This window comes from Fictibacillus sp. NRS-1165 (assembly GCF_050468105.1).
Classification (GTDB): domain Bacteria; phylum Bacillota; class Bacilli; order Bacillales; family Fictibacillaceae; genus Fictibacillus_C; species Fictibacillus_C terrinigri.
In genome coordinates this window covers 1-25,745 of sequence record NZ_JBDPNU010000006.1, presented here as the reverse complement: position 1 = coordinate 25,745, position 25,745 = coordinate 1, and the positions used below count along the sequence as shown (strand labels likewise).

The following is a 25,745-nucleotide window of genomic DNA, read 5'->3' as shown; positions in this document are numbered from 1 at the left end:
TTATTCAGGTTACAGTTCATGATAAGATCGGTTTTGTTTGGCTTCGAAAACTTGTTTTATGTTAACCACCATGCTAATTTCACCCGTACTCGGTCGTGACCGAAAACATTATTTGAAACATCATTTGAAACATTCTTTCAAGGACCCCTTATTTGCCGGAACCAAGGGGAATGGCGGGGAATATCCATCTCTTGCACCGATACCATGCCTGCAGGTGAAAGGACAGCAGGGGCTCGCTTTTCATGGACCACAGAAGGTAAATATCAAGAAGGTCAGTTAATTTACATGGAGCTATCGGGAAGTTACAAACGTTATCATGCACCCCTGACAAGAACGATTTTTGTAGGTGAACCACCCCATAAAGTAAAAGAAACGGCAAAAATTGTAAATAGAAGTGTTAAACGGTACACTATCCACCATCAAGCCAGGAGTACCGTGTGAAGATATAGTTATTCGCCTGTTTAGACGGAGAATACTGTTCCTCTTCCAGCAACTGTGTCAGGAAAACATAGAGTGCCTGAACACAGTTTGTTGAGTGATACACAATCCATACACTAACATATAAAACAAATATGCAGCCGGTTACAACGGTAAATAAACAAGCTGGTAAAATAGTAGTTCATGTAACCAAGTCAACAAGCAAAACCCTGAATTCGGCCAAATAAGCCTAAATTCAGGGTTTTGCTTTGTGCCAAAGAGCGGGATAAAGCACATTTTCCGGAAGGGGCCACATCTTCCGTTTTCGTCGGTTGTCTCCATATTTCTATCCTATAGATGATTTGAATATTGATACCATTTTTTATTTGTCAAAAATCTCATAACCACCCGTTTTCACGGCCGTTTATTTTTGCAATGAACTGATGAGAGTACATAAAGTAGTCAACTATGAATGATTAAAATATTTAACATCGGGTCAAAAAAATAAAAAAAGTTCCCTCTTTTAGTGAAATCCGACTAAAGAGGGAAACAACGGTTGATGGAGATTCGTTGAAAAACCATCTATATTCACCTTATAACACTAAGTTAAACAAATTAAGGGTGTTACTACACTACAGGTAGGTTTATCCATATTCTATCCTTAATACTTGTTCTGAGTGTTAAGGGGGCAGTTTTTTCATGGTTTGTACTTCCTGAACAAATCCGAGAGGGCAAGCTCTATAATATCCTTCACTTACTTGCATTTTCTTGTTAGATTGAAAAGAAAATTATAATTATACGATTGTTAACAGCAGATTTGTGAAATATTAATTGTTACGTTTTATATATTTGGTTAAGGAGGTCATTGGGCAAATGGGGGCTGTTGAACGAAATGGATATCGGTTTGAACCAGAATATAGTGTAATCAACCAAAATGGCGGCATTCATGTATATCACAAAGGTGAGTTTTTGGAAGAAATAAAATTTTCTTTTTCAGGAAAATTTCCAAATCCTGATGAAATTGAAAAGTTAATTGATACCTACTGTAATCAGCGAGGGATTTAATTTCTTTTGAAGGAAAAGGAAAAAATGTTTCTGCACACTGTGTATTAGGTTTGAAAATCTTAAAAATGATGAGACAGAATTAAAGCAGTTATCATTTGACCTCTAATCCAGAACAAAATATACTGTGGTTAACAATAAAATATCCATCCTTTTTAAAGGGGAGTAGCTGTACAGCAAAGTCGTCAATACGGGTTTATCCTCGGCTTTGTTGGCAACAAATGTTGTTTGCGAGACCTTTACCATTTTATTTGGTAAGGTCTTTTTTGGTTTATTAAATTCTTTGAATGGAGGTTACTGATGTCTATAAAGAGAACAATCACAAATTACTTAAAGAAAGAGGGACTAATACTGTTGAAACAGAAAGGAATTCCTCTCCTCAAAAAGGAGATTAATAAAAGAAAAGGTAAAAAAAGTAAATAACAAATGTAAATAAATATTATGTGGAGGTTGTTTCATGAAAAAATGGCTGTTTGTATTTACTGCCAGTATTATGTTAGTCCTTGGCGGATGTTCTTTCCTGGATGATACGAAAAACACGGTAACGTATGCAAATGATGCAACGGATTATGTAAATGAAGCCACTACTTTTGGCAAAGAAGTCCCTTCTCTTGCCAAACAGGCGGTTGGGGATGAACAAGCAGCGCAAGAACTGGAGACAAAGCTGAAAGAGATGAAACAAGAGATTGAGACCTTTGATAAACTTGAAGCGCCGGAAATGGCTGCTGATCTGCACCAGCAAATGGTTGACCAAAATAAAAAAATTGAAGCAGGGATCGACGTGTATTTAAATAATATCAGAGGCGGCAAACTCGATCCTTCTGTTCTGGAAAACACAGAAATGTTTCAGTCCATCCAAGAAATAACAAGCATTATTGACCAAATTAAAAAACTATCATAATAGGATGAAACTCATGCTCTATTTATGAGCCGTTTGAAACGCCATTTGATGTTTTATAATGTGAGTACTTAAGAAAGATTAAGTAGAAAATTACCCTTATTCGTCTCCCTCAAATGGCTTCAATATTAACAATATCCAACAAGGCCAATAAATGCCAAACCCTTTACAAGAAATGACAAGTAACGAAACATTACAACAAATAGTACGAAATCAAAATAATCAACCTTAAAAAGGAAGGACCAGTACATAGTAACATATTTGTACTGTCCTTTGTTTTCTATAAAAATCGAGAAAATCAGATACGTGAGAACCAAAAAAAGACGACCACTTAATGATTCGTGAAACAGAAATAGAAATGCCGATTCCGGATATCCGGGAGATAGTGATGAAACGTGCATAGTTAGTTTCCCGACTAACCGGGCTTCTCTGTATTCCGTAACATTTAATCCCGGAAAAAATGAAACCACCCAAGAAAATCGTATCTTCGGGTGGTTTAGACTGCTTCCGTTGTTTTCTCTTTTTGATCTACAACCGACGTAAGGACAAGATTGTGAATCGTAATTTCCGGGCGGCTGCCCACGCGAATGTTTACTCCGGTCTGTCCTAAGCCTTCACTAATATAAAACGGCTTACCGTGGTGTTGATGTAATCCCTTTACCATGTTCATCCGAATCAATTTCCCCATTTTAACAAGATGATACGGCTTTGGCCAATTAATTTGACCTCCGTGAAAATGGCCGGAAAGCAAGTAATCAAAAGGGAAGTCTTCTATTTCTAGAACAATATTCGGATCATGCGTTAATACTAGATTGTATCCGTTCACAAGTCCTTCATATGATTTGTGAGCGTCACTTCGATTTGTACTAAAGTCATCGATTCCAATAATGTTTAATTGCTTGCCGTTAATCATGAGTATATCATTTTCGTTTTGCATTGTTTTACATCCATTTTCCTCTAACAATTGCTTTAGTTTAATGAAGTTTGGATGAGTCAACCAGTAATCATGATTACCGAAAACCGCATAAGTTCCATGCTTGGGTTTCAACTCATTAAACACCTTTAAATAAGGAAGTAATTTAGGTATGCTTCGTTTCCGGTCTAAAAAATCACCGGTTAAAGCAATTATGTCAATCGATTGATTTCGCAAGCTTTCATAAAGCTTCTCTGGAGTAATAGAGATATTTTCAAGATGCATATCGGAAATGTGCAAAACACGGAAAGGCTGCGCATCTGAAGGTTCGGTAATAGTGGAAGCATTTATTGAAACGTTGTTGATCACAACTTGTTGAGTGTTTTTATAGCCTTTATATAGAAGGACAGACAATAAACTAACAATAATAATCGTAAAAGAAATAAACAAAAATATCCCCCCTCTAAACAATTATAGGCAAAAGGAGGGGAAATTGGTACTTGTAATTAGTGGAGATGTTTCCAGTAAGGTGTCTATGGTGTCCCGTATTGTTTGAACAAGCTTTCTTTTGACATAAATAAATACTTTGGAGTGGTGCTCTTTCGTTCTTTTGCATGTGGCGCTGAAAGGAAAAAAAATGGGATAGTGTGCGAGTTGTTTGAACCATTTATACGGGCGACTCGAAATCTTATAAGGCTCAAATCCTAATCGTTCGTAGCCTTTATTTAGCATCGTAATGCCAATAATCCCTTTAATTTCACCTTCATTTTTTTGACGTTGAATATATAACGCAAGATAAGGCAACGACTCTTTTGCTTTTTTATAAAGAATCATTGCTTTTTTAAGGTCATTATCCATACCTTGCAGTTCTTTTAATATTTGAACGTTGTGTAGATGTATCTTTACGAGTACATCATTTTTTTTAATACATGTTCCATCAGATAGAACGACTGTACGACCTTTATAACGTGTTAATCTTACCCTGAAAATAGTCGTATTGACTCTCGTTCGTTCAAGGTATTGCAAACGAGTAAAGAAATAATAGAGCGGATCAAACATATTCCATACTGATATAAAGTATAGTCTCAATCTCATTGTTATTCTCCTTGCAAATTTAATTTACCAGTAGGAAGGATCCTATTGCCATTCAGTCATATTTTAGCTAACTGTCATGAAAAATATTGATGGGAATTGAAGGCAGGTTTGTATCGGACGGAAATTCAGCTCTCCATTTTTAGGAACGAGGTTATAATAGAAATTGACTAAACATGTTTAATCATTAAGCACACATAATGAATAATTTTGTTTAATTATTTTAATTCGTTTTTTAACAACCAGTTATGAAGTTTTGAAAAAATGAGTAACGCAAGAATGGAACCTAATAAAACAAGCAACATATCCCATTCTGCATCCCAAATATCCCCCTGCCTGCCTAAAAATTCTTTAGCTGCTTTGCCTCCTTGTATGTTTTTAGAAATAGCTGCAAATAACCATTCTACGATTTCGTACAATGAAGCGATCGCCAGCGAGATACTTATAGCGATAGCAACTAACCAGGGACCTTTTGTTAACGGCGTTTTCCGTAATAACATTTCTGTAATTACAATTGTAAAGAACCCCTTTAAAAAATGTCCAAATCGGTCATAGTGATTTCGATTTAAATCGAAAACATCTTTTATCCAATTAAAAAGAGGAACCTTTGAGTAGGTGTAATGACCACCGACGAACATAAGAACTGCCAGGATAGCGATGATGAAGTATGACAGAGTAGTGAGTCGAAACCTATTGTAGGTTGAAATCACAATTATCAATCCGACAATAGCAGGACTGACCTCCAAGACCCATATTAAATATCCTGCTGGCTTTATCACAGACCATATAAAAACGGCTGTAACAGCAATTAGTAAAAAAAGATGAATCTTTGTAAGTTTCTCGGGTATCATTTTTTGCTCCTATAGTGATTTCTTTACTAACAGTATTAAAACAAACGCGATTTTGTATACGAATTTTCTTGCATCTAAAAATGATCGTTCATTTCAGCCACTATTGACCATTGTAGTTCCATGCTACAACTAAGAGGATGCATTTGTAACAAAAGCAATGAAGTATTGTAAGGACTTGTGAATAACGGTAGTAAGGACCGGAAATGCGAGTAAAATACACCCGCAGATTTCAGGGTTGAAATGTTTTTATAATGGAAGGTTGTCTAAAAAATTGCTAGGAAACAAAGCGAATTTCTTAAAAAGGAACAATTACACGAAAAAAGCCCACTTGGTTAGGCAGGATCTCTAAAATTAACAAAAGCCCAATTAACTTATAATTGGGCTGCTTGATATTGTTTTTTTTGTTCTTCTTGCATTTCATTTTTATCATCGTCTTTGTTTGGTTCATCGTTTTGTTCATTACGCTCATCTGATGGATCTGGTTCTTGTTTATCTTGAGTGGTTCCACAGCGAAACATACCGCCTTTAGCTTCGAGGAGGTTGAAATGGATAGGTACCCCATAAACAAAACAAAAAAAGAAAAATCCTGTTACAGTATTTTGATTTCAGCTTAATGGTGTTTACCTTCCTATTTGTAATTTCGGGCTGTGCAGCATTAACGGTAAATTTATTGAGATTTTTTAGGAGTTGATGATGTTCCTTGTGCTTGGTAACTGCTGTAAGACCTGATGAGATTTCATTAGTTGCCTGTTTGAGTGCTTCTTGGGCTAGTGTTGGGTCGGAAGAGGATTTTTAAATCGCTTGGCTAGAAAAAGTTATTGGAGGAGGCTGTAGAATTTTACTTCTCAAAGGGAAAAGAAGAGTTAAGCTTTGAAGATAAAAAATCACTTATACGCCATGTTGTAAAAGAGATACGAGTATATAAAGACATTATTCAAATAAATACTTTCTAAGGTAAAACATAATACACAGTAAAGAATTGGGGATTTTTTATCAAAGCTTCATGAATCAAATTACAATTAATGAGGATGACTGATCCAACCGTAATTGTTGGCTTACCATTGTATGAAATCTTTAAAAAGGAAATTGTGTAACCGTACGTACGACAAGAGTGAAACTTCGAAAGCTACCATGTTCTATTGGTAGCTTTTGTTTCAAGTCCAGCACTGAAAACAATAACGACGTTCAACTGTACCACGCTTTATTTATAATATCAATCAACACCGTGTTGTCATCTGATTGGACTTTGCCGGTATCCTTAGAGATTACATAATAATAGGGCATGTCGAACATATCTTTTAACTTTTTCGTTGACAAGTGTTTTGCCTGAACTGACATGTGTAAGTCGTTTGGTTTAACCCTCGATGTTGTAGCAAGACAAAATAGCCAATACTCTCCGGCATCCGGCTCAAAATAGTGGTATGGCAATACATAGAAACCAGCTTTTTTGAGGGTTGCGTGTATACTCCAAAGGTACTCTGCCGTCGAGTCTGCATTGGAACAAGCTATACTGATTGCGCCACCTGGTTCTAGACGTTCTTTCAAGAGACTGTAAAATTCACTGCTGAAGAGACGGGAGAGCTCGGGACTTTTTACGTTTGGCTCAGGAAGGTCAACAATAATGACATCCCATTTTGCCGGGTTGTTCTTTACAAACCTTCGGCCGTCTTCAATTACGGTCTGAACTTTTGGATGATTCAATGATCCTTTATTATATTGAACCAAAGGCTTCAATTTTTTACCAAAATTGACCATCTCTTTGTCAATGTCAAGGGTAGTGATATTGCTCACATTGGAATAACGAAGGGCCTCACGAGTCGTTATTCCACCGCCACCGCCAATGATCAGGACTTTCTTCCTCTTTCTTGCAGCAACCATTGGGATGTGAACCATTGCTTCTGCGTACAAATCGTCATCAGCTGTTGTGCCAAACATTAGGTGGCCATTGCTATAAACCAATAGATCCCCATTATGATCGACGAGGGCAATCTTCTGTGTGGGAGTTTCAAATTTTCGTAAAATCTTATATGTCCCTTGAGGTTCTTCTTCCTCGCTGATATAACCTCTTATAGAATCGGACCCCGAGTCCCCATACAAATTCATAAATAACCTCTCCTTTTTTTAATAAATCCAATTCGATTCCAAGTGCCTATTGGAATTGCTTCATCTATGGTCCTGCCAATCATGAGGTTTTATAAGTGCCATAGGTACGTAAACAAATGTAGCATTTAAAACTCGGATATTTTGATACCTAGTTTGATCTTGATCACTTTTTGTATTGACTTGCAAACACTTCTTTGAGATTAGTTCTATTCCACAGATCTAATAAAAAGTAATGGCATGATATTCTATTTAGCTTTCCGAAAGGCAGTCTGTGTGAATGTCCATCTATACATTAAATTGGTGAAAATACCTATAGTTTAAGATAAGGGAAAATGGTTAATCGCATCGAATGAACTTTTCCCGATTTGTAAATACTTATGGAGGACTATTATGATTGCTTTTGTTTAAGATTATAACAACTGTCTTTGCGAGTGAAATTAAGCATTGTTGGAAAAGGAAAAGATTATCTCTATAATAAATGTTTTAAATTGGTGAGGGAAAAACTATTATGGAGGAGGAACTTCAAGCTTTCGTTAAGGTGGTCCTGTTAACTAGATAATAAACAGAAGGAGGATATGTATATGGAGTCCTTTATTTCAACTGTATTGTATTTTATTATTGCAATTGTAATGGTGCTTATTGGAATAACAATTTTTGAATTAATGACAAAAAAATATAAAGATTTGCATGAAGTCTTAAACGGTAATCGTGCAGTTTCGCTATCAATCGGCGGAAAAATTATCGGGATTTGTATAATTCTTTCATTCTCGGTCTATCATGCCTCAGACATATTAGACACTGTGATTTGGGGAGCACTTGGTATCCTTTTGCAAATCATTGCATACCTATTATTTGAGCTTTTTATACGAAAGTTCTCTGTAGAAGAAGAGCTTCGTAATGGAAATATTTCTGTCGGAGTTATCAGCTTCTGTGTATCAGTCGGTATAGCTTTTGTAATTGGTGCTTCAATTTCCTAAGGATTTCTCAACTGGCTTGTAACGTTAGTGATCGTATGTGGCACCCGGTGTTCAATTCGTTTATATAGAAATATTGAGTAAGTGGGTTTGATCTTATTAATCCAAAGAAGACCGTTTCCAAAAGGATTTAGATGAACTGGAAGCGAAGAAGAAAATTAGTGAACAACATAATTATGGAGGAAGAGGCAGCAGAATTTTACTTCTCGAAAGGAAAAGATGAGATAAGCTTTGAAGATAAAAAATCCCTAATACGCCCCATAGACGGAAAAAAGCGCTGAAGGCAAACGGCCAGTGATCTGGAATAAACCCTATATGTACAATTTTAAAATAGAAAACTGTCATCTAATTTTAAGTGTACCCTTAGATGATTTGTGTTCATAAATAGAAACAATTAAATGAATTATTTTCAATACAAGTTTTGGACGTACCCTGTAATGCCTGCCTTACATCACTGACTCAGTGAAAGCAATAGGTTGAAGGACGACTTTAGAACAAATATCAAACACTAAAAACAATAAGTAACCTCGATCAGTGTGTGCACTGATCGAGGTTGCTTTTTGTATGTTTTTTTAAATTCTTTTTACAATAAAAGTCTTTCTTTTTTCCGAATATTCTTTACAATGTAATTAGTGCTTATTAGGCTGAAGACCAAACGATTTTCTCAAACATCTGCAACCACAAGGAGGAGATCCACAATGACATTTAAACGGCATGGAAAAGCAGTCATCGAATTTCCAAATGATCTCGACATTGTCATCACTCGTGAATTCGAAGCTCCAATAGAACTCGTCTTTGATGTAATGACCAAGCCAGAATATATGCGTAAAACCGTAGCTCCATATGGGGAGGAGGTAAAAGTCTGTTCGATCGATTTGCGGGTAGGAGGGGACTACCACTATGTCCTCGTGCCAGACGGTGGAACCGAGTGCTCATTTCATGGAACCTACTTGGAGGTCGAGGCGCCGACCCGGACCGTCCAGACTTGGCTGTTCGATGGATGGCCAGATGTGGAGGCCGTCGAGTCAATGGTTCTGCACGAAACACACGGAGTGACGAAGATGACGTACAAGCTGTCATTCCGCGACCAGGCTGGCCGCAATCACATGAAAACTTTCGATGGACACCAAGCGAACTTCGACAAAGTGGAGGATCTCTTGAAATCACTCCTTGATTCAAAGGAAACGGTCTCGGAGTAACAATTTCAAATGCACAGAGTACAACCTTTGTGCAGTTTAGTGACGGATATTATATTTGAAAACTTACCAGTACCTCATGTGTTGCCACATACAGTCCAGACACGTTGAATGCTGTGCGTTGATAACGAAGAAGGCCAATCTTATGAAAGATTGTAAGTATTTATAGATATACTTTAGTGGCCTTCAATAATTGAACTATAACCTGAATAGTGGACATTTTGAGTATACACATTAATAAAAAACAAATAGAAAGAGCCTGTTTTTTGAAAAAGATTGAAAAAAACAGGCTCTTAATCACATTAATTAATAGTAATGACTTCAATTAAGATTGATAATTTTTGTTATATCTCATTTCCTTTTTTAATACCGTATATTTAAGTTTTAATTAGCTGCAGTTGGTCTTACAATTATCTCGTTTACATCAACGTCTGCAGGTTGCTCAATCGCAAATAAGATTGTGCGAGCAATAGCATCTGGTGAAATAGCATTCTTCCGATACTCTTTCATCACCTGACTTGCTTCGTCATCCGTAATACTATCAGCCAGTTCAGATTCGGTTACCCCCGGTGAAACGATGGTTACGCGGATATCATCGCCAACCTCCATACGAAGCCCTTCAGATATAGCCCGGACTGCAAATTTAGTTGCACAATACACAGCCGCAGTCGGTGAAACGGTGTGTCCCCCAATTGAAGAGATATTAATGAATTGACCAAATCCTTGTTCCTTCATAATCGGAAGCCCTGCTGCAATGCCATGAAGTACGCCGCGAACATTAACGTCGATCATACGATCCCATTCGTCAACCTTCACAGCTTCAAGTTTTGAGAGGGGCATCACTCCTGCGTTATTCACGATCACATCAACTTTTCCAAATCTGTTTTTCACATAGTTGATGAGTTCTTCCATTTGATCCCTTTTGGTGACATCCAGTAACCTATAATCCGCTAAGCTACCTTCTGAACGAATTGCGGATGTAATAGCCTCTAGTTTTTCCGTGCGTCTTGCTCCTAATACAACATGTGCACCGTTTTGAGCAAGAAGACGTGCAGTAGCTTCACCGATACCGCTGCTTGCCCCCGTAATTACTACAACTTTCCCTGCAATGTTAGACATGTTTTTTCCCCCTTAGATTTTCTCACTTTTTCTCAATTTCTTTACATACATTAATCAACCATTAAGAAACCCGTCCCGTTCAGTTGGCCGGAAGGGGTTGTTACCTGTTTTGGTTGCTCGGTTCAACGAATTTCAATTTACGAACCTATGAGTTGATAATGGATTGTCCACCCAGCGCTTGGCTGGAAGTAGATCTGGCATATTTACGTGATAAGATCACAGCTCCCACCGCAAAAGCGGTTCCCAGTGCCGCGACCCAGGTAACAGAAGACAGCGATATCTGCTCTACGACAGCACCACCGATTCCAGCTCCAGCTGCCATGGCAAGCTGAATGGTTGAATTGTTCAAGCTAAGCATTATGCCTGAAGATTCAGGTGCGAGCCTAATTAAGTGTAATTGCTGCGGAGGACCCGGAGACCATGTTGAGCATGACCATAAGATCAACACCGAGATCAAAAACACTGGAGATTGGGCAAAAAGCATGATGAGAATTAATGCTGCGACATTAAGCGACAATCCTCCGATTAGGGTACGGTGAATGCCCCATTTATCCGTGCCGAAACCTCCAAACTTAGACCCGATCAAGCTTGCGATACCTACCGCGAATAATGTAATTCTCAAAGTTTTGTCACTCATTCCGGTTACTGTAAGAAGGAACGGTGAAATGTACGAGTAAAAAATCGAGTATCCAACAATCCAGAAGAAAGATACGGATAAGCCAATCAACATTTTTGGTTGCTTCAGTAATGAGAGCTGACTACGTAAGGGTACAGGAGCCTCTGCATCCATTCGTGGAATGGTGATTGCAATAATCAATAGAGCTAATAGCCCGATTAAACCAATTCCCCCGAAAATTGCCTTCCATTCGTAGGCTGAGGAAGTCACTCTCCCGATAGGGACGCCGAGAATCAAGGAAGCGGTGAAGCCCATAAGTACCGCCGCAATAGCGCTTCCTTGCTTGCCTGGCAAGGCGACCTTGGTCGCTATCGTAAGGGAGCCAACAACCGTGACCCCTGCGCTTATCCCCATGAGGATCCGAGATGCGATAAGAAGTTCATATCCCGGTAACATACAGGCAAGTCCATTACTGATTACAAATAAGGTTAAAGCATAAAGTAACAGCTTCCGTCTTTCCATACGTGCTGTTAAAGCCATACCAATCGGAGTGCCAAAAGCATAAGAGGAGAGCGAAAAAATGGTAATTAACTGACCGGCCGTCACTAAAGTTACGCCCGTTGACTCCGCAATCTTATCTAGAATGCCTGCTATAACATACTCCGATGTTCCGACTAAAAAACTAAGAACTGCTTATGTGTAGATCTTTAATGTGCTGGACATGTTATTCAATTCCTTTTCCGTTTATTTACTCTTCTCGATATAAAATCATCCCTGCATGATAAAGAACGCCATTACGAAAATCCCCGTCAGCTGTGAAACCGGTATCGTCTATATAGTCGATATGATCTCCATTAAGAATATAGCGGCCTTGATAGGCGCTTTTCCGATTTCCCCGCGCCTCGTCGTAACGTCCGTTAGGCAGAAGCTCATGTCGGATATATCCGTCCTGGGTAACCCACATGCCTACATAAGATGTTTGTTCTTCATTGTTTCTTTTTTCCATTTTCATTTTCTCCTTTTACTGTGGATTGTGAAGGTTACTTCTCAAACAGTCTGGAGCATATTGGGGCAGATACGGTAGCCGATTCGGAGAGAGTTATTGCACAATCGTACAAAATGTATAAAACTATATGTAAGAGCTATCGGAGCGGAAAAAAGGGAGTGTATGATAATATTATGAAAATGAATGACGAAATCACGAGACAACAGAAGGAATTGGCAAGTCTTATCGATCGCCATACACCTAACTCTGGAAAACATGATACCGCTATTTCTTCTTTAAAATTATTTCGCTATGAAGGAGAGAAGCAACCGATCTATTCGGTCTATGATCCTGCGTTGTGCATTGTTGCACAAGGAGCAAAAATGGTGATGTTAGGACAAGAATGCTATCACTATAATCCAGCGTCCTATTTGGTCGCCTCCGTAAATTTGCCGATTACCGGACAAATCATTCAAGCTTCTCACCAGCATCCTTACTTAAGCCTTCAACTGGATTTTAGTACGGGTCAGATCGTAGATATTATCAAAGCGTCTCATTCGGAATGGGGTGATAAGGAAGGCTTGGGGCGAGGCCTGTTGGTGAGCCAAACGAGCCAGTCTCTTCTTGACGCTGTATTGAGATTAGTTCGGCTTCTAGATTCGGAGCGGCATATTCCTGTTCTTGCTCCTTTGGTCATTCGTGAAATTCTGTACTGGATTTTGCAGGATGAACAGGGAGGGGCTTCGATCCGGCAGTTCGCCGTGGCCGGCAGCCATGCTGAGAGGATTGCAAAAGTGATTAGTTTCATAAACCGCAATTTCACTAAGCCTTTACGTATCGATGAGTTGGCAAAAGTCGCGAGCATGAGCCCATCTTCATTACACTTTCATTTCAAAGAGGTTACCGCAATGAGCCCCTTGCAATATCAAAAGCAATTAAGATTGCAGGAAGCTCGCCGCCTATTGCTTTTAGATATACCTGAAGCGGCGAATGCCGGATTCCAAGTGGGTTATGAAAGTCCTTCCCAGTTCAGCCGTGAATACGCTCGAATGTTTGGTCTGCCTCCATTAAGCGATATCAAGCAACTTCGTGAGTCTTTAGCTGAGTAGGATAGCCGAGTCCGGAAAAGGGACACAACCCGGTCTTTAAAAATCCAAATAAATTAAAAAATAACAGGGGGTGAACTACTGCTACATCTATTTTTTTTAAGTATCTACAGTCAGCATTCCAGTCATGTGGAGTGCTGTTCACTACTTGTAAGAAAAGATAAATAAAGATGTAACAGTGAGTAGAGAGCCTTTCCTGATAGGAGAGGCTCTTAGTTGTTGTAAAAAACTACGGAGACGCCAGCGTGAAATATATAATTTCCTATGGTTGTTTAATGTATCCAAAACGTCTTAACAATCACATTTGCAAGACAACTTTTATATGTTCAATGACCTCTTGTTTCCATTAGTTTTCTTAAGTGTGTGACCAACGTGTGACCAGAGAAAACATTCTGATTCTAAACTTTTTTGACAAATTAATTATGAGATGTGACAGTTATGTCCGGTTCACAATAAATCTTTTTTCGAGATTTCTTTTTTTCTCCCATTTAAATTCATCTCCTGCTCTATTAAATGCATATAGAGAGACGTTGGTATGGACAAGCTATTTATTACTAAAAAATTGTGCTGTTGCGGTGAACGTCATCACTAATCCCTTTCTATAGTTTGATCGTTCTAATACGAACGGGTGTATTGGTAAATATAAAGGGTGATCAATAATTGAGAAATCCAGTAAAGCTACAGGCCATTATGTTGATGGCCACCGCCTATTACATCATGATGGACAAGGTCAAAAACTACTTAGGGACAGAATAAAAACCTCCTGATGTTTCATCACCCGAAAGAGCGTTATTTTTTGCTTTTTGCTATTTAAAAGGGACAAAGGAGCGTATTGCTGCTCAAAGCGGTTATTTGGCGGCACGGCCGCATTTGCATTTTTTGTGGGGCCTGTGCCAACGATTGCATTTAGAGCTTCCTTTTTTTTGATATTTGCGGTGGCTAGAGCTAGAGCTAGAGCTTTCTTCTTTTTCTTCTTCACAGCAAATACAGAACGTTTTTTGAACAATCACGTTTACGGCACCAGTGTCTTGCGAATTAATTGTTAAACTTTCAAAATCCTCTACTTGGAACACGCGTCTTAGCCCAGAACCAAGCATTTCTGTTATAACTCCGTGACAACCTCTTGTACGAATGGTGATGGTAAGCACGCCAGCAGAGAGGCTTAGGATGTCGATCAATGTTTTATTGTGATTACAAGTGACATCATCAAAAATAGGGTTCTCTCCAGGAACAAGACTAAATATCCCATTACTAGTGGCTATGTCGTCGGTCCCGAAGGTATGGGTTTCCGTGTGGCATTTTTTATGGTCTTTGCAACTCAATTCTCTTCCTCCTCACAACAGATACAGAATGTTTTTTGCACAAATAAAGTGATGGTGCCGTCTGCTGTCGCCGTAACGGTCAAACTTTCAAAATCCTCTACTTGGAAGACACGCCTTTGTTGAGGATTAAGCGTAAATACGATGGGCCCTCCACATTCTCTTGTATTGATGTTGGCTACAATGGGAGATTCCCCATTGTTTTTGATATTGATCAATGTTTTATTGTGATTATTGGTCTGATCTTCAAATATGGTATTCAAACCAGTAACGATAGGAAAAATCGTATCTGACGGCGTTTCCGGGCCCCCGATGGTATGCGTTCCCACATTGCAATTTCGATCGTCTTTAGAAGACATTTTCTTTTTCCTCCCTTCGGACAGGGCAGCAAAGCCTGTCCATCGAGGGCTTTAAAAACCCTCTAGTAAACATTTTGAGAAAAGAGAAAAACTCTTAATCTCTCAATATATTATGTAGAAATATGGAAGATGGTGAAACCAAACCTTAAAAAAGAACGTTTTTTTTTTCACATCACTTGGTACTTTAAATGTGAAAAACGAGCTAAAGAAGCCTACCTCCGAGGAAATAGGCTTTTAAAGTGCACCTATAGTTTGCTGTTACATATTTATGGGTTTAGTACCAATCTAGCTGCCAAATAAGGCGGCTTTTTTTATTAAGCTAACGGGTCCGATTGCAAAATAAAGTGATCGTTTGGCTATCGCCGGATTCGCAATGAACTTAGACATCAAGGAGACGCTGCACCTTTTTATGATTCACTGGGTCCGGCCTTCATGTTCATCATAAATCGCCTGTATCCGTTTCTTTAACTCCGCATCCGGATCGGACGATCTTTATATTTCAACCAATAATAATAGGAACTGCGTAGGATTTCTGCGAGCTGGATAAGAGCTTTCACCGGAAATTCATGCCTTAACTCATAGACTACTTGCGCTTTGTCTTGTTTGGTGATTTTACTTTGTTTTGAACTAAGGCATTCAACTTTTTTAAATACGCATTTTCCATACGTAACGCTTCTAGCTCCTGTTGGAGGGCTTCTACAGATCCTTCAGCCGGTGTTGATTTCTCGGAAGATTTTTGGTTTTATTTCTTCATTTCAGGACGCCCCTTTTTTTTAAAAAATTGTAGGGCAGCCCATCCCAGCGTTTTTACTCTGTTTTGCCGTTCCAAAAGAGGAGTATTAGAAGACAGATGAACGCAGCTGTTTCAAAGAAAGACATCCCATGTTCGTTCATATAGGTAAGTACGTCTAGTTTAAAGTCTACGGAATAATTTGGATAGCTTTTGATAAAAGCACGTTCTCCATGGTATTCGTATCTTTTCACCCAGTATTGGAGGCTCCTTTTATTCGCGCCTATCTCTTTGGCAATAGACCCAAGCCCCTCACTTCCTTCTAAATACCGTTTTACAGCTTCCAATTTTTCTTCCTTCGAAAAAATTTAGCCATAAGAAAAGCACCTCCAAATTTTAGAGTGTGTCTAAAATTTGGGGTGCAGTTCAAGGAGGCAGAGGTCACTATTGTTAAAATTCATATTCTTCTTTATGAATACCGCTGAGCTACCTTTTACGACTCTATCGTAACTTGTCATGTCATAAATTTAGCTGTCGGTATCCCCAAGTAGCTTTGACTTATTCAAAAATGAGCTCTGAAAGGAAAAGCCAGTCTTCTCGTTAGAAGCAATATTTACATTAACTTAACGAGATCAGTAAAGCTGCAAATATGCATTCTAATTAAGGATCAGGCTTTTCACCATGGCAAACCGGTACCGAAGTCCTTTGCCAGGTTCCCACTTTCTTTTCTTCTTTTTTTTCGGTTCGCTGCTCTCTCCGCTGCAGAATTGAATAATCCTTTTTCCTCATCCGTTTCTGGAATGACTTTTGGCACGTGGGTAGGCTTACCGTCTTGATCAACTGCGACCATTGTTAAAAAAGAAAGTGCGCATACATTCCGTTCTCCTGATAGTAAGTCCTCTGCTATTACTTTAACAAATACTTCCATTGATGTTCTGCCTGCATATGTAACAAAAGCCTATAGACAGACGGCATGACTGACATGAATAGGGTGCAAGAAGTCTACAGAATCAGTCGAAGCTGTAACAGTATTTCTACGGGAATGGCGCATTGCGGCAATTGAAGCTACATCATCTATATAAGCCATTAGTTTTCCACCAAACAACGTTCCATGATTGTTTGTATCAGGTGGTAACACAATGCTCGTTTTTACTACAAAAGAATCCCTGCATTTTTTTTGATCTATCATAAAATAACGACCTTTCTTTTCTTTTTATAGGAAGTTAGCAGTTTAAATAAGCATAGGGAACTATTTATCATCTTGGTATTTAATAACTTCTATATGTTCATAGGTTTTTTTAACAACCATTAATAGTTGTTCATCATCCATATGGTTAGTAATTTCATTCGGTTTTTCACTTCTTTCCTCCGCCAAAAGAGTCAACTCCTTTCTCAACCACAGTATTAACGTTAGTTTTCTATTTCAATCAATTATAATTTCTATTGTCCAAATTGTTACTTACTGCAAGGGGATGTTGCAACAGGATTCCTTTGGCATATTAAAAGCTTTTAAACAGTGAATCAGTTCACTATGGAAGAAATTAGATGGCTCATCTTGAATATGTAAGTTATTCAAGAAAAGTAGCAGTATTGTCTGGAACGGGCTCTGATTTAAGGAAGAAATCTATTAAGTAAATAATCAAATGAATCGGGGGATATTGCGATAAATAGGGGGATAAGACTAGCGAAGAAAATAAGACCTTTTACCATCCGGCATTTACTTCATCTACTCCTCCGCGCCGGGTCTCTTTGTTGTGGATTTGTTCATTATTTGTAATTCCTAACATTAAACCGATCAGTCCTAACAAAGCGAAAAACAAACGCCAGGGTAGGAAACGGGAAAGTGGCAGGCAAGACAATCATACCGATTAGAGATAAAACCAAGAGGATAAATAGCAGCCAAAATAGTTTTTTCATAGAATCACCCATTATATTAACTTAATCATAATGAAGGACAACAGGACAAAGACCAGGCCAACCATTGAAATGTTATATATAAATCTAGAGGAAGGGTTCTTACCCTTCCTTTTTTAGATTTTCATAGAGTACATGCAAAGGCTTAGTGTGGTAGTTTCTCTTCGGGGAGAACGGAAGGTGATAATTGGAAAATATCTTTAGACAGTATGGTCTAACACTAGATGGTCCCAATCAAAGATAAAAAAAAGAGGCTTTGTTTAAATCGCTCAATGTAAAGAATATTTTACCTCTTCATTTTACCCCTTTTTCCCTTGTCGTTTATTGTAAACTGGCTTCTGAAAAGGGGAATCATAATATTCCTTCTTCGAAAAGTGATGGACGAAGAAAAGCCAAAGCAAGGAGCGTGAAGGTATTGAAAGAGACACTGGAGTTTCCCATCGCCTTTCGGCACAAAAATTTGGTATTTAATAAACGTAAGCAAGTATGGGCGTATTACCGGCTGGACGAGGAATATCTACGTTTGAACAGTGAGACGGATTTTAGGCGCTACATTGAAAATACAGCAGCCTTTTTATCACATGAAGAGTATGACTATCACATTATGATTCTGCCAAAACGGTTTGACTTCAACACGTTCACCCATGTTGTCAATGATCATATTGTGCAAGGAGAGTTCTCAGACATTGGACGAACGTATTTCAACCGTGCTTCCCAGGTGTTGCAGGAAGAAATATTTCTACATGAGTATTCGGTGTTTGTCGGTATTCATTTAAATCGGGCGGATCAAGTGATCACCAACAACGCGGGAGAAATGCTATCGCTCTTTTTTAAGAGGGTAAAAGAAGACCTTTCAAAATTAATGACCTTTCAAACGCAGGTAGAAGATGATCTGGAGTATTACGATGAGCAGGAACGATTTTTCCGTTCAAAGGTTGCCATTTTAAGCACTTTCAAAAAGTAGAGGAAGAAGAACTCGATAAGCTCATCTACTATATGTTTCACAGAACCAACGACTTGTTTAGCATTCCTGAGAGTTCATACAACCTTACCGAGGGCATCCTTCAAAATGATTATGGCTTTTTAACCGTTACGCATGAAAATGACAAGGAATACCTTTCGTTTTTACCGTTTGCCAGTATGCCGGCTTCCATAGAAGGGTATCGGTTTATACAAGAGATCTTAGAAAGTATATCGTTTCCTGTGGAAGTACAGATCCGCTATCACTTTAAAGAAAATGCAGCCAACGTCCGTAAAGTACGGAAGTTAAAAAAACGCTTTACCAACTTTGACCGTGAAATCCAATCGACTCATACTGCAGACGATGACAAAGTGGTCGAGATGGCATCTGACCGGCTCGCCACGCTTCTGGATGATGTGAAAGCAAGTAAACGTCAGCTCCTCTATATGAGGTTTACGTTGGTGATTTCAGATCCTACCAAAGAAGGGTTGAATGAGAAGTATGAGGCGCTTCGGACGTTATTTAAGAACACGGGTTTTGAGCTGGTCAGGCCCTTGGTGGATCAGTTGACGCTTTTTGCACAAGCTTTGCCAGCTTCTTATGTCGATTATTCCTACTTTGAACAAGTTGTGGATGAAACCTACTTGGCGCAAACCGGTATAAACTTGAACAACCGAGTGGGGAACCGGTTTGGCATGGTACTCGGAAAAGTCATTACCGGGAAGAAGCTTTCACACGTAAAACAGGCACGGGAGATTAATAATAATGTCGTCATCTTTAACCCGTTGTTAACCAAAAGGGCGATTTCCGGAGCCGATCATACCAATGGAAATATTCTCATTACAGGCCCGTCGGGGAGTGGGAAATCCATGCTGGTGAAAAACTTCTTTACTTGGAGTACGTTCTTTGGCTCAAAGGTACTCTACGTGGATCCTAAAAATGAATTTCAGCAATACTATCAAGTCGCCCTAAAGAAGTATGGTGACATTCCTGAATTCCGTGCTCTGTATGAGCGCATTAATTTTATTCACCTTTCCCAGGAAAGTAAGTACCACGGAGCTTTGGATCCTCTTGTGTTTTTGAAAGGAGATCAAGCCATTCAGACCGCTATGATGATTTTGAACACACTGGCTGAAGTTCGAGGCTCACGAAATGAGAGTGTAACCATTTACGATGCGATCATAGAAGAAGTGAATGAGGAAAAACGACCCACTTTAACCGGGGTGCTCCAGCGTATTCAAGCGAAGGACCATACGCTAGGAAAATTCATCGAGAAATACCGTTACGGCCTGGGACGAATGCTGTTTGGAACCGAACATTCAAAAGGCCTGGATTTTCAGCGCCAGATCAACGTGCTCGGTTTACAAGGTCTACGGCTTCCCACATCCGATAATATGAATGAGGAAGAACGAATTGGACTCTGCTTGATGATGTCCATCTCTAAATATGTCCATACTTTTTCCACGAACCAGAAGGAAGACGCCATGATTATTTTAGACGAGGCATGGACCCTCAAACGTTCGGCCAACGGCCAGAATCTTATCGATGAAATGCTGAGGACCGGACGTTCGCTTAAAACGGATATTGTGCTGGTAACCCAAGCGTATGATGATTTTAACGTGGACACCACAAAAGAACAGATTGGCATCAAGTTTTCTTTTCGACCGAAATCAGACGATTCCATCAAGCCCATTCTCCGTTTTTTTGATATGGAGGAAAACCAAGCAAACATTGAGGTGGTGAGTTCTCTAAAATCCGGCATGTGCCTTTTTCAGGATCACCTGGGAAGGAACCAGGCCATTGCGATTGATGTATTGTTCGATGAATGGTACGAAGCGTTTAAAACGACAGAAAAAGAAACACAGGCTGTACAAATGGAAGAGGCCTATCAATAGAAGGAGGAATATTCATGATAAAAATCGCAATCATAGGTTGGGGGCTGCTCCTGCTGGCCGGATGTGGCAGCAACGAACCAGATTTGGATAAGGAGAAAACACAAAATGCTATAGCAAGTCGAGCTCTCGAACAAAAGGTAATCGAAGAAGGTGGATATACCTCGAAAGATATTAAACTCGTAAAAGCCTGTGAAGCCATAGAAAATGGAAAGTCGAAATTTGAAGGGAACTATATAGTGTCTTGGAAAACATCTGATGATAAGTACAACAGAACCTTCTTATTAAAGGATTATAAAGTTAGCAATGGTGACATCAATTTCAAAGAGGATTCCGGTCGATGCATTGAATACTAAAAGGTGGTGAGAACATGAAATATTCATTTATATTTACTTTGTTATTCTCACTGTTACTCATTTTTAAATCATCCCTAGTCTATGCTGAAGATACAGAACAAAAGGCAAAGAAACATGATGAATCATCTTATGAGCTTATGAGTTATGCAGACGATGGCTGGTGGGATGTGGCGGGAAAGACAGGTTCCGCCACGGCTACCGCCGTTAAAAACTTCTTTTGGATGATTAATATTGTTCTGGCTCAAATTACTTTAATGATAGTCTATCACCTATTCTCGTTAGATGTCGTATCAATGACAAAAGAGGCGCTGCGTGAAATTACATCGGGAACTGCAGGAAGTTTACTTTTCAATTTTGGCACGTTTGCGCTTGCCATAGCTTCTTTGGGAATCGTAATACGCTCCTACATTCAACAAAATTGGCAAGCCTTTTTTAAGCTTTTAACACTTATCTTGATTAGTTTGACACTTCTTTTCTCCATCCAGTCCAAGAAGTTCAATTATATCGATCTCGCTCATGGGCTTTCCGTTTCCCTGGAAAATGCCATTATGAGTGTGAATCCCTCCTTAAATGATGATGATGCTTTTCGGTTTGACTCTTTCAATAAAAATACAGCAAAAAAGGTATCAATTGAAATACAAAACAAGGTCTTTGACGCCTTGATCTATAAGCCTTACCTGCTGCTTCAGTACGGAACAACCCAAGAAAAAAAGATAAACGCTGAAAGTACAGATCGGATCAAAACCTATTTGAATGCCGATCCCCGAACAGAGGAGGGAGTAAAGAAGCGGGAGGAAATATCTAAAGATGAATATACGGAATACGATAACAAAAACATTTTTGCAGGAAACGGGTGGAAACAGGCAGGTTATATCCTAGTTATGATCCTCTCTACGGTTATACAGGTAACCGTGTTTTTCAGTATTGCTCTGATTCGAGTGATGCTGCAATTTGCTTTCATTGTCATGTTGCTTTTGGCACCTTTTATGATATTCACCAGTTTGTTTCCGAGTTTTGAAGCTCTGGTTGGGCGATATCTTAAAGGGACAACCATTCTTATTCTTTTCAAATCGGTGACCATGTTTTTTGTATTAGTGGCGACGAGCTTCATTTCCCTCGGTTATGAGATGACGAACATGTCTGATGATATCTACTACAGGATTTTTATTCAGATTACCTTTTGTGTCGCGGTTATTTTTATGTACACCAAGCGTCAGTTTGTGCTGAGTATGTTAGAAGGAGCTACACCGAGCTTGAATGATATGGGCGCGGGTCCTCTTAGCCATAATTTGCATCGACAAAAGAAACAGTTGAAGAATGCAGTTTCCCGTTTTCGCCAACCGAGAAAAGGCCTTCAACCCATAAACGGTGGACTAACTGGAAGATCATCAAAATCATCAGGATTTCGATCGAAGCCACTTAAAACCGAGCAACCTATTAACCATGAAGGAAAAACAGCACATAATCCAAATCTCTCCCGGCAGGAAACAGCCGTAACCCAAGAACCGGATTTTGCTCGTCAATTAAGTTCTATTCATCGAAAACCACAAAAAAACAAAATTAAAAGGGTAACAAAAGATAACCAGGTGTCCTACCATCAAGGTGAACACCTAACTAAGTCGGAAGCGAACAAACAACTTAAATCACCTGTGCAAAAAATGGAGAAGATTAAAACTGCAAAATTCACTCTATCAAACGCTAGGAATCCTTACAGTATATTAAAGGAAAAGAAAGCGGACAAAGATACTGAGCAACCTTATGGGCTCTTACATCGCACCTCTCGTCTAAATTTCTCTAAAGAAGAATAGGGGAAAGATATGATAAGACAAGCTGTGGAACTAAAAGTGAAGACAACTGTCTATTCCACCATTCTTAAGGTTTTGTTGCCCTTCCTTCTAGTGTTTGGTTTACTTTTCACCATTGTTTTTTTCTTATTGATGATGGCAGACCAGTTGACCGGCGAACAGAAAAATCCTGTTCAAGGTGGTAAGGCCACCAATGTGAGTAAAGAAGTCTTAAGATACAAGTCTACCGTTAAGAAATATACAAAGGAATATGGAATCACCCAATATACAGATGTCATCCTTGCCATTATGATGCAGGAATCGGGTGGACGTGGAGATGATCCAATGCAAGCTAGTGGTGCGACACGTTTCTCTATAAGTGCTTTTGCATGAAACGAGAGGGTTGCTTAATTTATTTAAGCAATAACAACTAATATATCGAGAGTTGGAATGAAACCGTCATGTTGAGTTGAAACAACTCCGTTAATACTCCTGCATGCATGATCTATGAGTAGATAAATCATGTGTGAAGCCAGGTAAAGTCGGCTGAACAAGCCTAAGTAGCAGTTGCTATAAGGTTTAGGATAGGCCGGACGGCTGAAAAGATAACTATGGTGAGAATGTCCACAAAAGGACTGACGAATTTGTGAATGTACGGGTCTAAACTTGCACTATATCGAAAGATATAGCATACGACAGTATGGTGAAATGCCGAAAAGTAAGAGTCGCGAAGTATGAAATTCGGTGTAGATAACAATGAATCTACAATTTCACAGGCCTATAGCAAACACCTAAGGTTATCATGGATAGCTAGATATATTGGAACGTGGTAAGCAAGAAACTGCCAAAACAAACAGCTACTACTGGGCAGGTGTAAATAAGGCGTTAGCTGAAATTACTTTATTCTTGTGAAAGTAGGGGCACAGTACCGATGAAACGTCTAATGAACGTGGAGGGATAGCCCCAAGTCTTATTCGTTTTTGTTTGATTTCTAGAAAATGAAGTTCAACGGTCTGGTAGGAATGTGGGCAAGCACCGAGGAGGTGTCCACAGTTGAGCACAGCAATGAGATATTGGGAGTATTACAATATGCAAGAAACATTCGATAAGTTATTCGAAAAGAGTCAAGAAAATAAGTCTTTTTATAGCTTATATGAATTGATAACTTCGGAAAACAATATTTTATTGGCATATCGAACAATCAAATCCAACAAAGGCTCAAAAACCGCAGGGGTGGATTCTTACACAATTGATGACTATAAACCAATAGATAAAGATAATTTCTTATTATTGGTTCGTCAGAAGTTATTAAAATATAAGCCTAAAGCGGTAAAAAGAGTTCTTATACCAAAACCAAATGGAGATAAAAGACCTTTAGGTATCCCAACTATGTTTGACCGTTTGATTCAGCAGATGATTAAACAGATTCTGGAACCCATCTGTGAAGCGAAATTCTATGAACATAGTTATGGATTTCGTCCGATGAGAGGAACAAGACACGCCATCTCAAGAGTAATGTTTCTTATTAGTAGAAACACCTTCCACTACGCAGTAGACATTGATATTAAGGGATTCTTTGACAATGTTAATCACACATTACTCTTAAAACAATTATGGAATATAGGAATTAAGGATAAGCGAGTATTGAAAATTATTTACTTAATCCTAAAAACTCCGATCAAAGGATTAGGAATACCGACCAAGGGAGTTCCCCAGGGAGGAGTCTTATCTCCAGTCTTATCTAATTTGGTATTGAACGATTTGGACCATTGGATAGCAAAACAGTGGCATTATTTTGAAACAGCCAACACATACGCAAACCGAGCAAACGAAAAACGTGCTCTGAAAAAAACGAATCTTAAAGAAGGATTCATCGTCCGATACGCGGACGACTTTAAAATCCTAGCAAAAGATTTCCGAACTGCTCAAAAGTGGTTTTTCGCCACAAAAGCTTATTTGAAAGAACGATTGAAATTGGATATCTCTCCGGAGAAATCTAAAATTATCAATCTTAGGAAAAACAAATCAGAGTTTCTAGGGTATTCACTATATGTTGTACCTAAAAAGAAGAAATGGGTTTGTAACTCCAAAATCTCAGATAAGAAAAAGAAACAAATAAAGACGGAAATCAAGAAGAGGATTAAAGCCATTCAGAGAAACACAACGCGGAAAAATGTCCAGTTATATAACGCATATGTGTTAGGATTGCGTAATTATTTCAAGTATGCCACACATGCCAATATTGACATGAAAAAGCTTGCTTTCGACCTATCATTAGTAATTTTCAATCGACTTAAAAGTGTTGGGAAATATGAAGCACCCATTAATGCACCTCCGGTGTATACAATATTCTTTAAGAATAACTACCGAACATTTAAGGTATGTGGAATCTATTTATTTCCACTAGCCGATATTCAAACCGCAACTATATGGAACTATACGCAATGTCAAACGCCATACACCCTAAAAGGAAGGATTCTCGCTCAGCATAAGGAGTTGGATCGAGGTGTTTTGACTGAGATTTCTAAATTGTTAGCTGCGAATATTCCTTATAGAAGTCTGGAATATTTAGATAATCGATTATCTAGGTATTCCATGAGAAAAGGAAAATGTGAGGTACTTAAAGAATTTTTAACTGCTTCGGAACTGCACTGTCACCACTATATTCCAAGGGATTTAGGTGGAACGGATAAATATGAAAATCTTAGAGTCATTCATAAAGATATTCATAGGTTAATCCACGCGACAGATAACCAAACGATTGAAAATTATCTAAAGAAATACTTTCTGACTGTGGAACAAATCAATCGAATAAACCAATATCGAAAAGCTTGTAATTTAAAAGAAATCAAACCATAAACGAATGAGATGGAACGCCGTATGAAGCGAAAGTTTCACGTACGGTGTGGGTGAGGGGAAAACATGGAGATAATTTCAAAATGTTACCTATTCACATAGAGCCATTGTGGCACGGTGGGGTGCATTAAAAAACCTGAAAAGTCTATTCAGCTAGGAACCAAGAATTTCGCTCAGCAACTTAAAAAAGCAAAAGGTGATTTAAAAACCGCGATCCAAAGTTATAATTGTGTGACACGTTC

The 25,745-nt window shown here is 38.8% G+C and carries 22 protein-coding genes and 4 pseudogenes; 13 read left to right on the top strand and 13 right to left on the bottom strand.

Annotated elements, in window-relative coordinates; genetic code table 11:
* The first annotated feature begins 204 nt into the window (after nt 1-204).
* From ABHN01_RS02720 to ABHN01_RS02710, 3 genes are all read left to right on the top strand, one after another.
* Nucleotides 205-441, top strand: a complete 237-nt coding sequence (locus tag ABHN01_RS02720; protein WP_429874281.1) for a M24 family metallopeptidase — start codon at nt 205-207, stop codon at nt 439-441.
* Between the two features lie 849 nt (nt 442-1,290).
* Complete coding sequence (locus ABHN01_RS02715; RefSeq protein WP_429874280.1) at nt 1,291-1,482, top strand: YbxH family protein; 192 nt, start codon at nt 1,291-1,293, stop codon at nt 1,480-1,482.
* Between the two features lie 454 nt (nt 1,483-1,936).
* Entirely contained in the window at nt 1,937-2,380 is a 444-nt protein-coding gene (locus ABHN01_RS02710) for a DUF6376 family protein (protein WP_429874279.1), read from the top strand.
* A gap of 493 nt (nt 2,381-2,873) precedes the next feature.
* Here the strand turns inward: ABHN01_RS02710 and ABHN01_RS02705 are convergent, their stop codons facing one another.
* From ABHN01_RS02705 to ABHN01_RS02685, 5 genes are all read right to left on the bottom strand, one after another.
* A complete protein-coding gene (locus ABHN01_RS02705) occupies nt 2,874-3,740 on the bottom strand; it encodes a metallophosphoesterase (RefSeq protein WP_429874278.1) in 867 nt (288 codons plus the stop codon).
* 21 nt (nt 3,741-3,761) lie between these two features.
* The gene (locus ABHN01_RS02700; RefSeq protein WP_429874277.1) at nt 3,762-4,385 is read right to left on the bottom strand and encodes a YkoP family protein; all 624 of its coding nucleotides are present in this window, start codon (nt 4,383-4,385) and stop codon (nt 3,762-3,764) included.
* A gap of 215 nt (nt 4,386-4,600) precedes the next feature.
* Complete coding sequence (locus ABHN01_RS02695) at nt 4,601-5,233, bottom strand: DUF2238 domain-containing protein (RefSeq protein ID WP_429874276.1); 633 nt, start codon at nt 5,231-5,233, stop codon at nt 4,601-4,603.
* 371 nt (nt 5,234-5,604) lie between these two features.
* A complete protein-coding gene (locus ABHN01_RS02690; protein WP_429874275.1) occupies nt 5,605-5,751 on the bottom strand; it encodes a hypothetical protein in 147 nt (48 codons plus the stop codon).
* A gap of 667 nt (nt 5,752-6,418) precedes the next feature.
* Nucleotides 6,419-7,336: a spermidine synthase gene (locus tag ABHN01_RS02685; protein ID WP_429874274.1), complete on the bottom strand. Its 918-nt coding sequence runs from the start codon at nt 7,334-7,336 to the stop codon at nt 6,419-6,421.
* A 581-nt stretch (nt 7,337-7,917) separates the two neighbouring features.
* On the opposite strand from ABHN01_RS02685, the gene ABHN01_RS02680 reads away from it, so the two are divergent.
* Both ABHN01_RS02680 and ABHN01_RS02675 read left to right on the top strand, forming a co-directional pair.
* Nucleotides 7,918-8,313 (top strand): DUF350 domain-containing protein, encoded by a 396-nt coding sequence (locus ABHN01_RS02680; RefSeq protein WP_429874273.1) that lies wholly within the window; start codon nt 7,918-7,920, stop codon nt 8,311-8,313.
* Nucleotides 8,314-9,008: 695 nt separating this feature from the next.
* The gene (locus ABHN01_RS02675) at nt 9,009-9,509 is read left to right on the top strand and encodes an SRPBCC domain-containing protein (protein ID WP_429874272.1); all 501 of its coding nucleotides are present in this window, start codon (nt 9,009-9,011) and stop codon (nt 9,507-9,509) included.
* Nucleotides 9,510-9,890: 381 nt separating this feature from the next.
* Here ABHN01_RS02675 and ABHN01_RS02670 read toward each other — a convergent pair whose 3' ends face one another.
* The 3 genes and pseudogenes from ABHN01_RS02670 to ABHN01_RS02660 form a co-directional block, all read right to left on the bottom strand.
* Entirely contained in the window at nt 9,891-10,625 is a 735-nt protein-coding gene (locus ABHN01_RS02670) for an SDR family oxidoreductase (protein WP_429874271.1), read from the bottom strand.
* A 145-nt stretch (nt 10,626-10,770) separates the two neighbouring features.
* Nucleotides 10,771-11,964 (bottom strand): annotated as a pseudogene (locus ABHN01_RS02665) (MFS transporter).
* 25 nt (nt 11,965-11,989) lie between these two features.
* Nucleotides 11,990-12,247, bottom strand: a complete 258-nt coding sequence (locus ABHN01_RS02660; RefSeq protein WP_429874270.1) for an Atu4866 domain-containing protein — start codon at nt 12,245-12,247, stop codon at nt 11,990-11,992.
* A gap of 179 nt (nt 12,248-12,426) precedes the next feature.
* On the opposite strand from ABHN01_RS02660, the gene ABHN01_RS02655 reads away from it, so the two are divergent.
* Nucleotides 12,427-13,335, top strand: a complete 909-nt coding sequence (locus tag ABHN01_RS02655; RefSeq protein ID WP_429874282.1) for an AraC family transcriptional regulator N-terminal domain-containing protein — start codon at nt 12,427-12,429, stop codon at nt 13,333-13,335.
* An 845-nt stretch (nt 13,336-14,180) separates the two neighbouring features.
* Here ABHN01_RS02655 and ABHN01_RS02650 read toward each other — a convergent pair.
* The 5 genes and pseudogenes from ABHN01_RS02650 to ABHN01_RS02630 form a co-directional block, all read right to left on the bottom strand.
* Nucleotides 14,181-14,654: a hypothetical protein gene (locus ABHN01_RS02650; protein WP_429874269.1), complete on the bottom strand. Its 474-nt coding sequence runs from the start codon at nt 14,652-14,654 to the stop codon at nt 14,181-14,183.
* Entirely contained in the window at nt 14,651-15,010 is a 360-nt protein-coding gene (locus ABHN01_RS02645; RefSeq protein ID WP_429874268.1) for a hypothetical protein, read from the bottom strand. The genes ABHN01_RS02650 and ABHN01_RS02645 overlap by 4 nt, the downstream gene beginning before the upstream one ends.
* Before the next feature lie 426 nt (nt 15,011-15,436).
* Nucleotides 15,437-16,108, bottom strand: a pseudogene (locus ABHN01_RS02640) (helix-turn-helix domain-containing protein); the annotation flags it as partial.
* 308 nt (nt 16,109-16,416) lie between these two features.
* A pseudogene (locus ABHN01_RS02635) lies at nt 16,417-16,929 on the bottom strand (acyl-CoA thioesterase).
* 60 nt (nt 16,930-16,989) lie between these two features.
* Nucleotides 16,990-17,115 carry a hypothetical protein gene (locus ABHN01_RS02630; RefSeq protein ID WP_255357561.1) on the bottom strand — a complete coding sequence of 42 codons (126 nt, stop codon included), beginning with the start codon at nt 17,113-17,115 and terminating at the stop codon, nt 16,990-16,992.
* A gap of 954 nt (nt 17,116-18,069) precedes the next feature.
* Between ABHN01_RS02630 and ABHN01_RS02625 the strand changes: the two genes are divergently transcribed.
* From ABHN01_RS02625 to ABHN01_RS02595, 7 genes and pseudogenes are all read left to right on the top strand, one after another.
* The gene (locus ABHN01_RS02625) at nt 18,070-18,618 is read left to right on the top strand and encodes a hypothetical protein (RefSeq protein ID WP_429874267.1); all 549 of its coding nucleotides are present in this window, start codon (nt 18,070-18,072) and stop codon (nt 18,616-18,618) included.
* Between the two features lie 32 nt (nt 18,619-18,650).
* The gene (locus tag ABHN01_RS02620) at nt 18,651-20,510 is read left to right on the top strand and encodes an ATP-binding protein (protein WP_429874266.1); all 1,860 of its coding nucleotides are present in this window, start codon (nt 18,651-18,653) and stop codon (nt 20,508-20,510) included.
* 14 nt (nt 20,511-20,524) lie between these two features.
* Nucleotides 20,525-20,863 (top strand): hypothetical protein, encoded by a 339-nt coding sequence (locus ABHN01_RS02615; protein ID WP_429874265.1) that lies wholly within the window; start codon nt 20,525-20,527, stop codon nt 20,861-20,863.
* Between the two features lie 14 nt (nt 20,864-20,877).
* Nucleotides 20,878-22,671 (top strand): CD3337/EF1877 family mobilome membrane protein, encoded by a 1,794-nt coding sequence (locus ABHN01_RS02610; RefSeq protein WP_429874264.1) that lies wholly within the window; start codon nt 20,878-20,880, stop codon nt 22,669-22,671.
* 9 nt (nt 22,672-22,680) lie between these two features.
* Entirely contained in the window at nt 22,681-23,040 is a 360-nt protein-coding gene (locus ABHN01_RS02605) for a lysozyme family protein (RefSeq protein ID WP_429874263.1), read from the top strand.
* 660 nt (nt 23,041-23,700) lie between these two features.
* Nucleotides 23,701-25,506 (top strand): group II intron reverse transcriptase/maturase, encoded by a 1,806-nt coding sequence (ltrA, locus tag ABHN01_RS02600; protein WP_429874262.1) that lies wholly within the window; start codon nt 23,701-23,703, stop codon nt 25,504-25,506.
* A gap of 111 nt (nt 25,507-25,617) precedes the next feature.
* Nucleotides 25,618-25,745, top strand: a pseudogene (locus tag ABHN01_RS02595) (lysozyme family protein); the annotation flags it as partial.

Coding starts and splice junctions, on each gene's coding strand:
- ABHN01_RS02720 (WP_429874281.1), top strand. CDS start 205: ATGCCTGCAGGTGAAAGGACAGCAGGGGCTCGCTTTTCATGGACCACA.
- ABHN01_RS02715 (WP_429874280.1), top strand. CDS start 1,291: ATGGGGGCTGTTGAACGAAATGGATATCGGTTTGAACCAGAATATAGT.
- ABHN01_RS02710 (WP_429874279.1), top strand. CDS start 1,937: ATGAAAAAATGGCTGTTTGTATTTACTGCCAGTATTATGTTAGTCCTT.
- ABHN01_RS02700 (WP_429874277.1), bottom strand. CDS start 4,385: ATGAGATTGAGACTATACTTTATATCAGTATGGAATATGTTTGATCCG.
- ABHN01_RS02695 (WP_429874276.1), bottom strand. CDS start 5,233: ATGATACCCGAGAAACTTACAAAGATTCATCTTTTTTTACTAATTGCT.
- ABHN01_RS02690 (WP_429874275.1), bottom strand. CDS start 5,751: ATGTTTCGCTGTGGAACCACTCAAGATAAACAAGAACCAGATCCATCA.
- ABHN01_RS02685 (WP_429874274.1), bottom strand. CDS start 7,336: ATGAATTTGTATGGGGACTCGGGGTCCGATTCTATAAGAGGTTATATC.
- ABHN01_RS02680 (WP_429874273.1), top strand. CDS start 7,918: ATGGAGTCCTTTATTTCAACTGTATTGTATTTTATTATTGCAATTGTA.
- ABHN01_RS02675 (WP_429874272.1), top strand. CDS start 9,009: ATGACATTTAAACGGCATGGAAAAGCAGTCATCGAATTTCCAAATGAT.
- ABHN01_RS02670 (WP_429874271.1), bottom strand. CDS start 10,625: ATGTCTAACATTGCAGGGAAAGTTGTAGTAATTACGGGGGCAAGCAGC.
- ABHN01_RS02660 (WP_429874270.1), bottom strand. CDS start 12,247: ATGGAAAAAAGAAACAATGAAGAACAAACATCTTATGTAGGCATGTGG.
- ABHN01_RS02655 (WP_429874282.1), top strand. CDS start 12,427: ATGAATGACGAAATCACGAGACAACAGAAGGAATTGGCAAGTCTTATC.
- ABHN01_RS02645 (WP_429874268.1), bottom strand. CDS start 15,010: ATGTCTTCTAAAGACGATCGAAATTGCAATGTGGGAACGCATACCATC.
- ABHN01_RS02620 (WP_429874266.1), top strand. CDS start 18,651: ATGTTTCACAGAACCAACGACTTGTTTAGCATTCCTGAGAGTTCATAC.
- ABHN01_RS02615 (WP_429874265.1), top strand. CDS start 20,525: ATGATAAAAATCGCAATCATAGGTTGGGGGCTGCTCCTGCTGGCCGGA.
- ABHN01_RS02610 (WP_429874264.1), top strand. CDS start 20,878: ATGAAATATTCATTTATATTTACTTTGTTATTCTCACTGTTACTCATT.
- ABHN01_RS02605 (WP_429874263.1), top strand. CDS start 22,681: ATGATAAGACAAGCTGTGGAACTAAAAGTGAAGACAACTGTCTATTCC.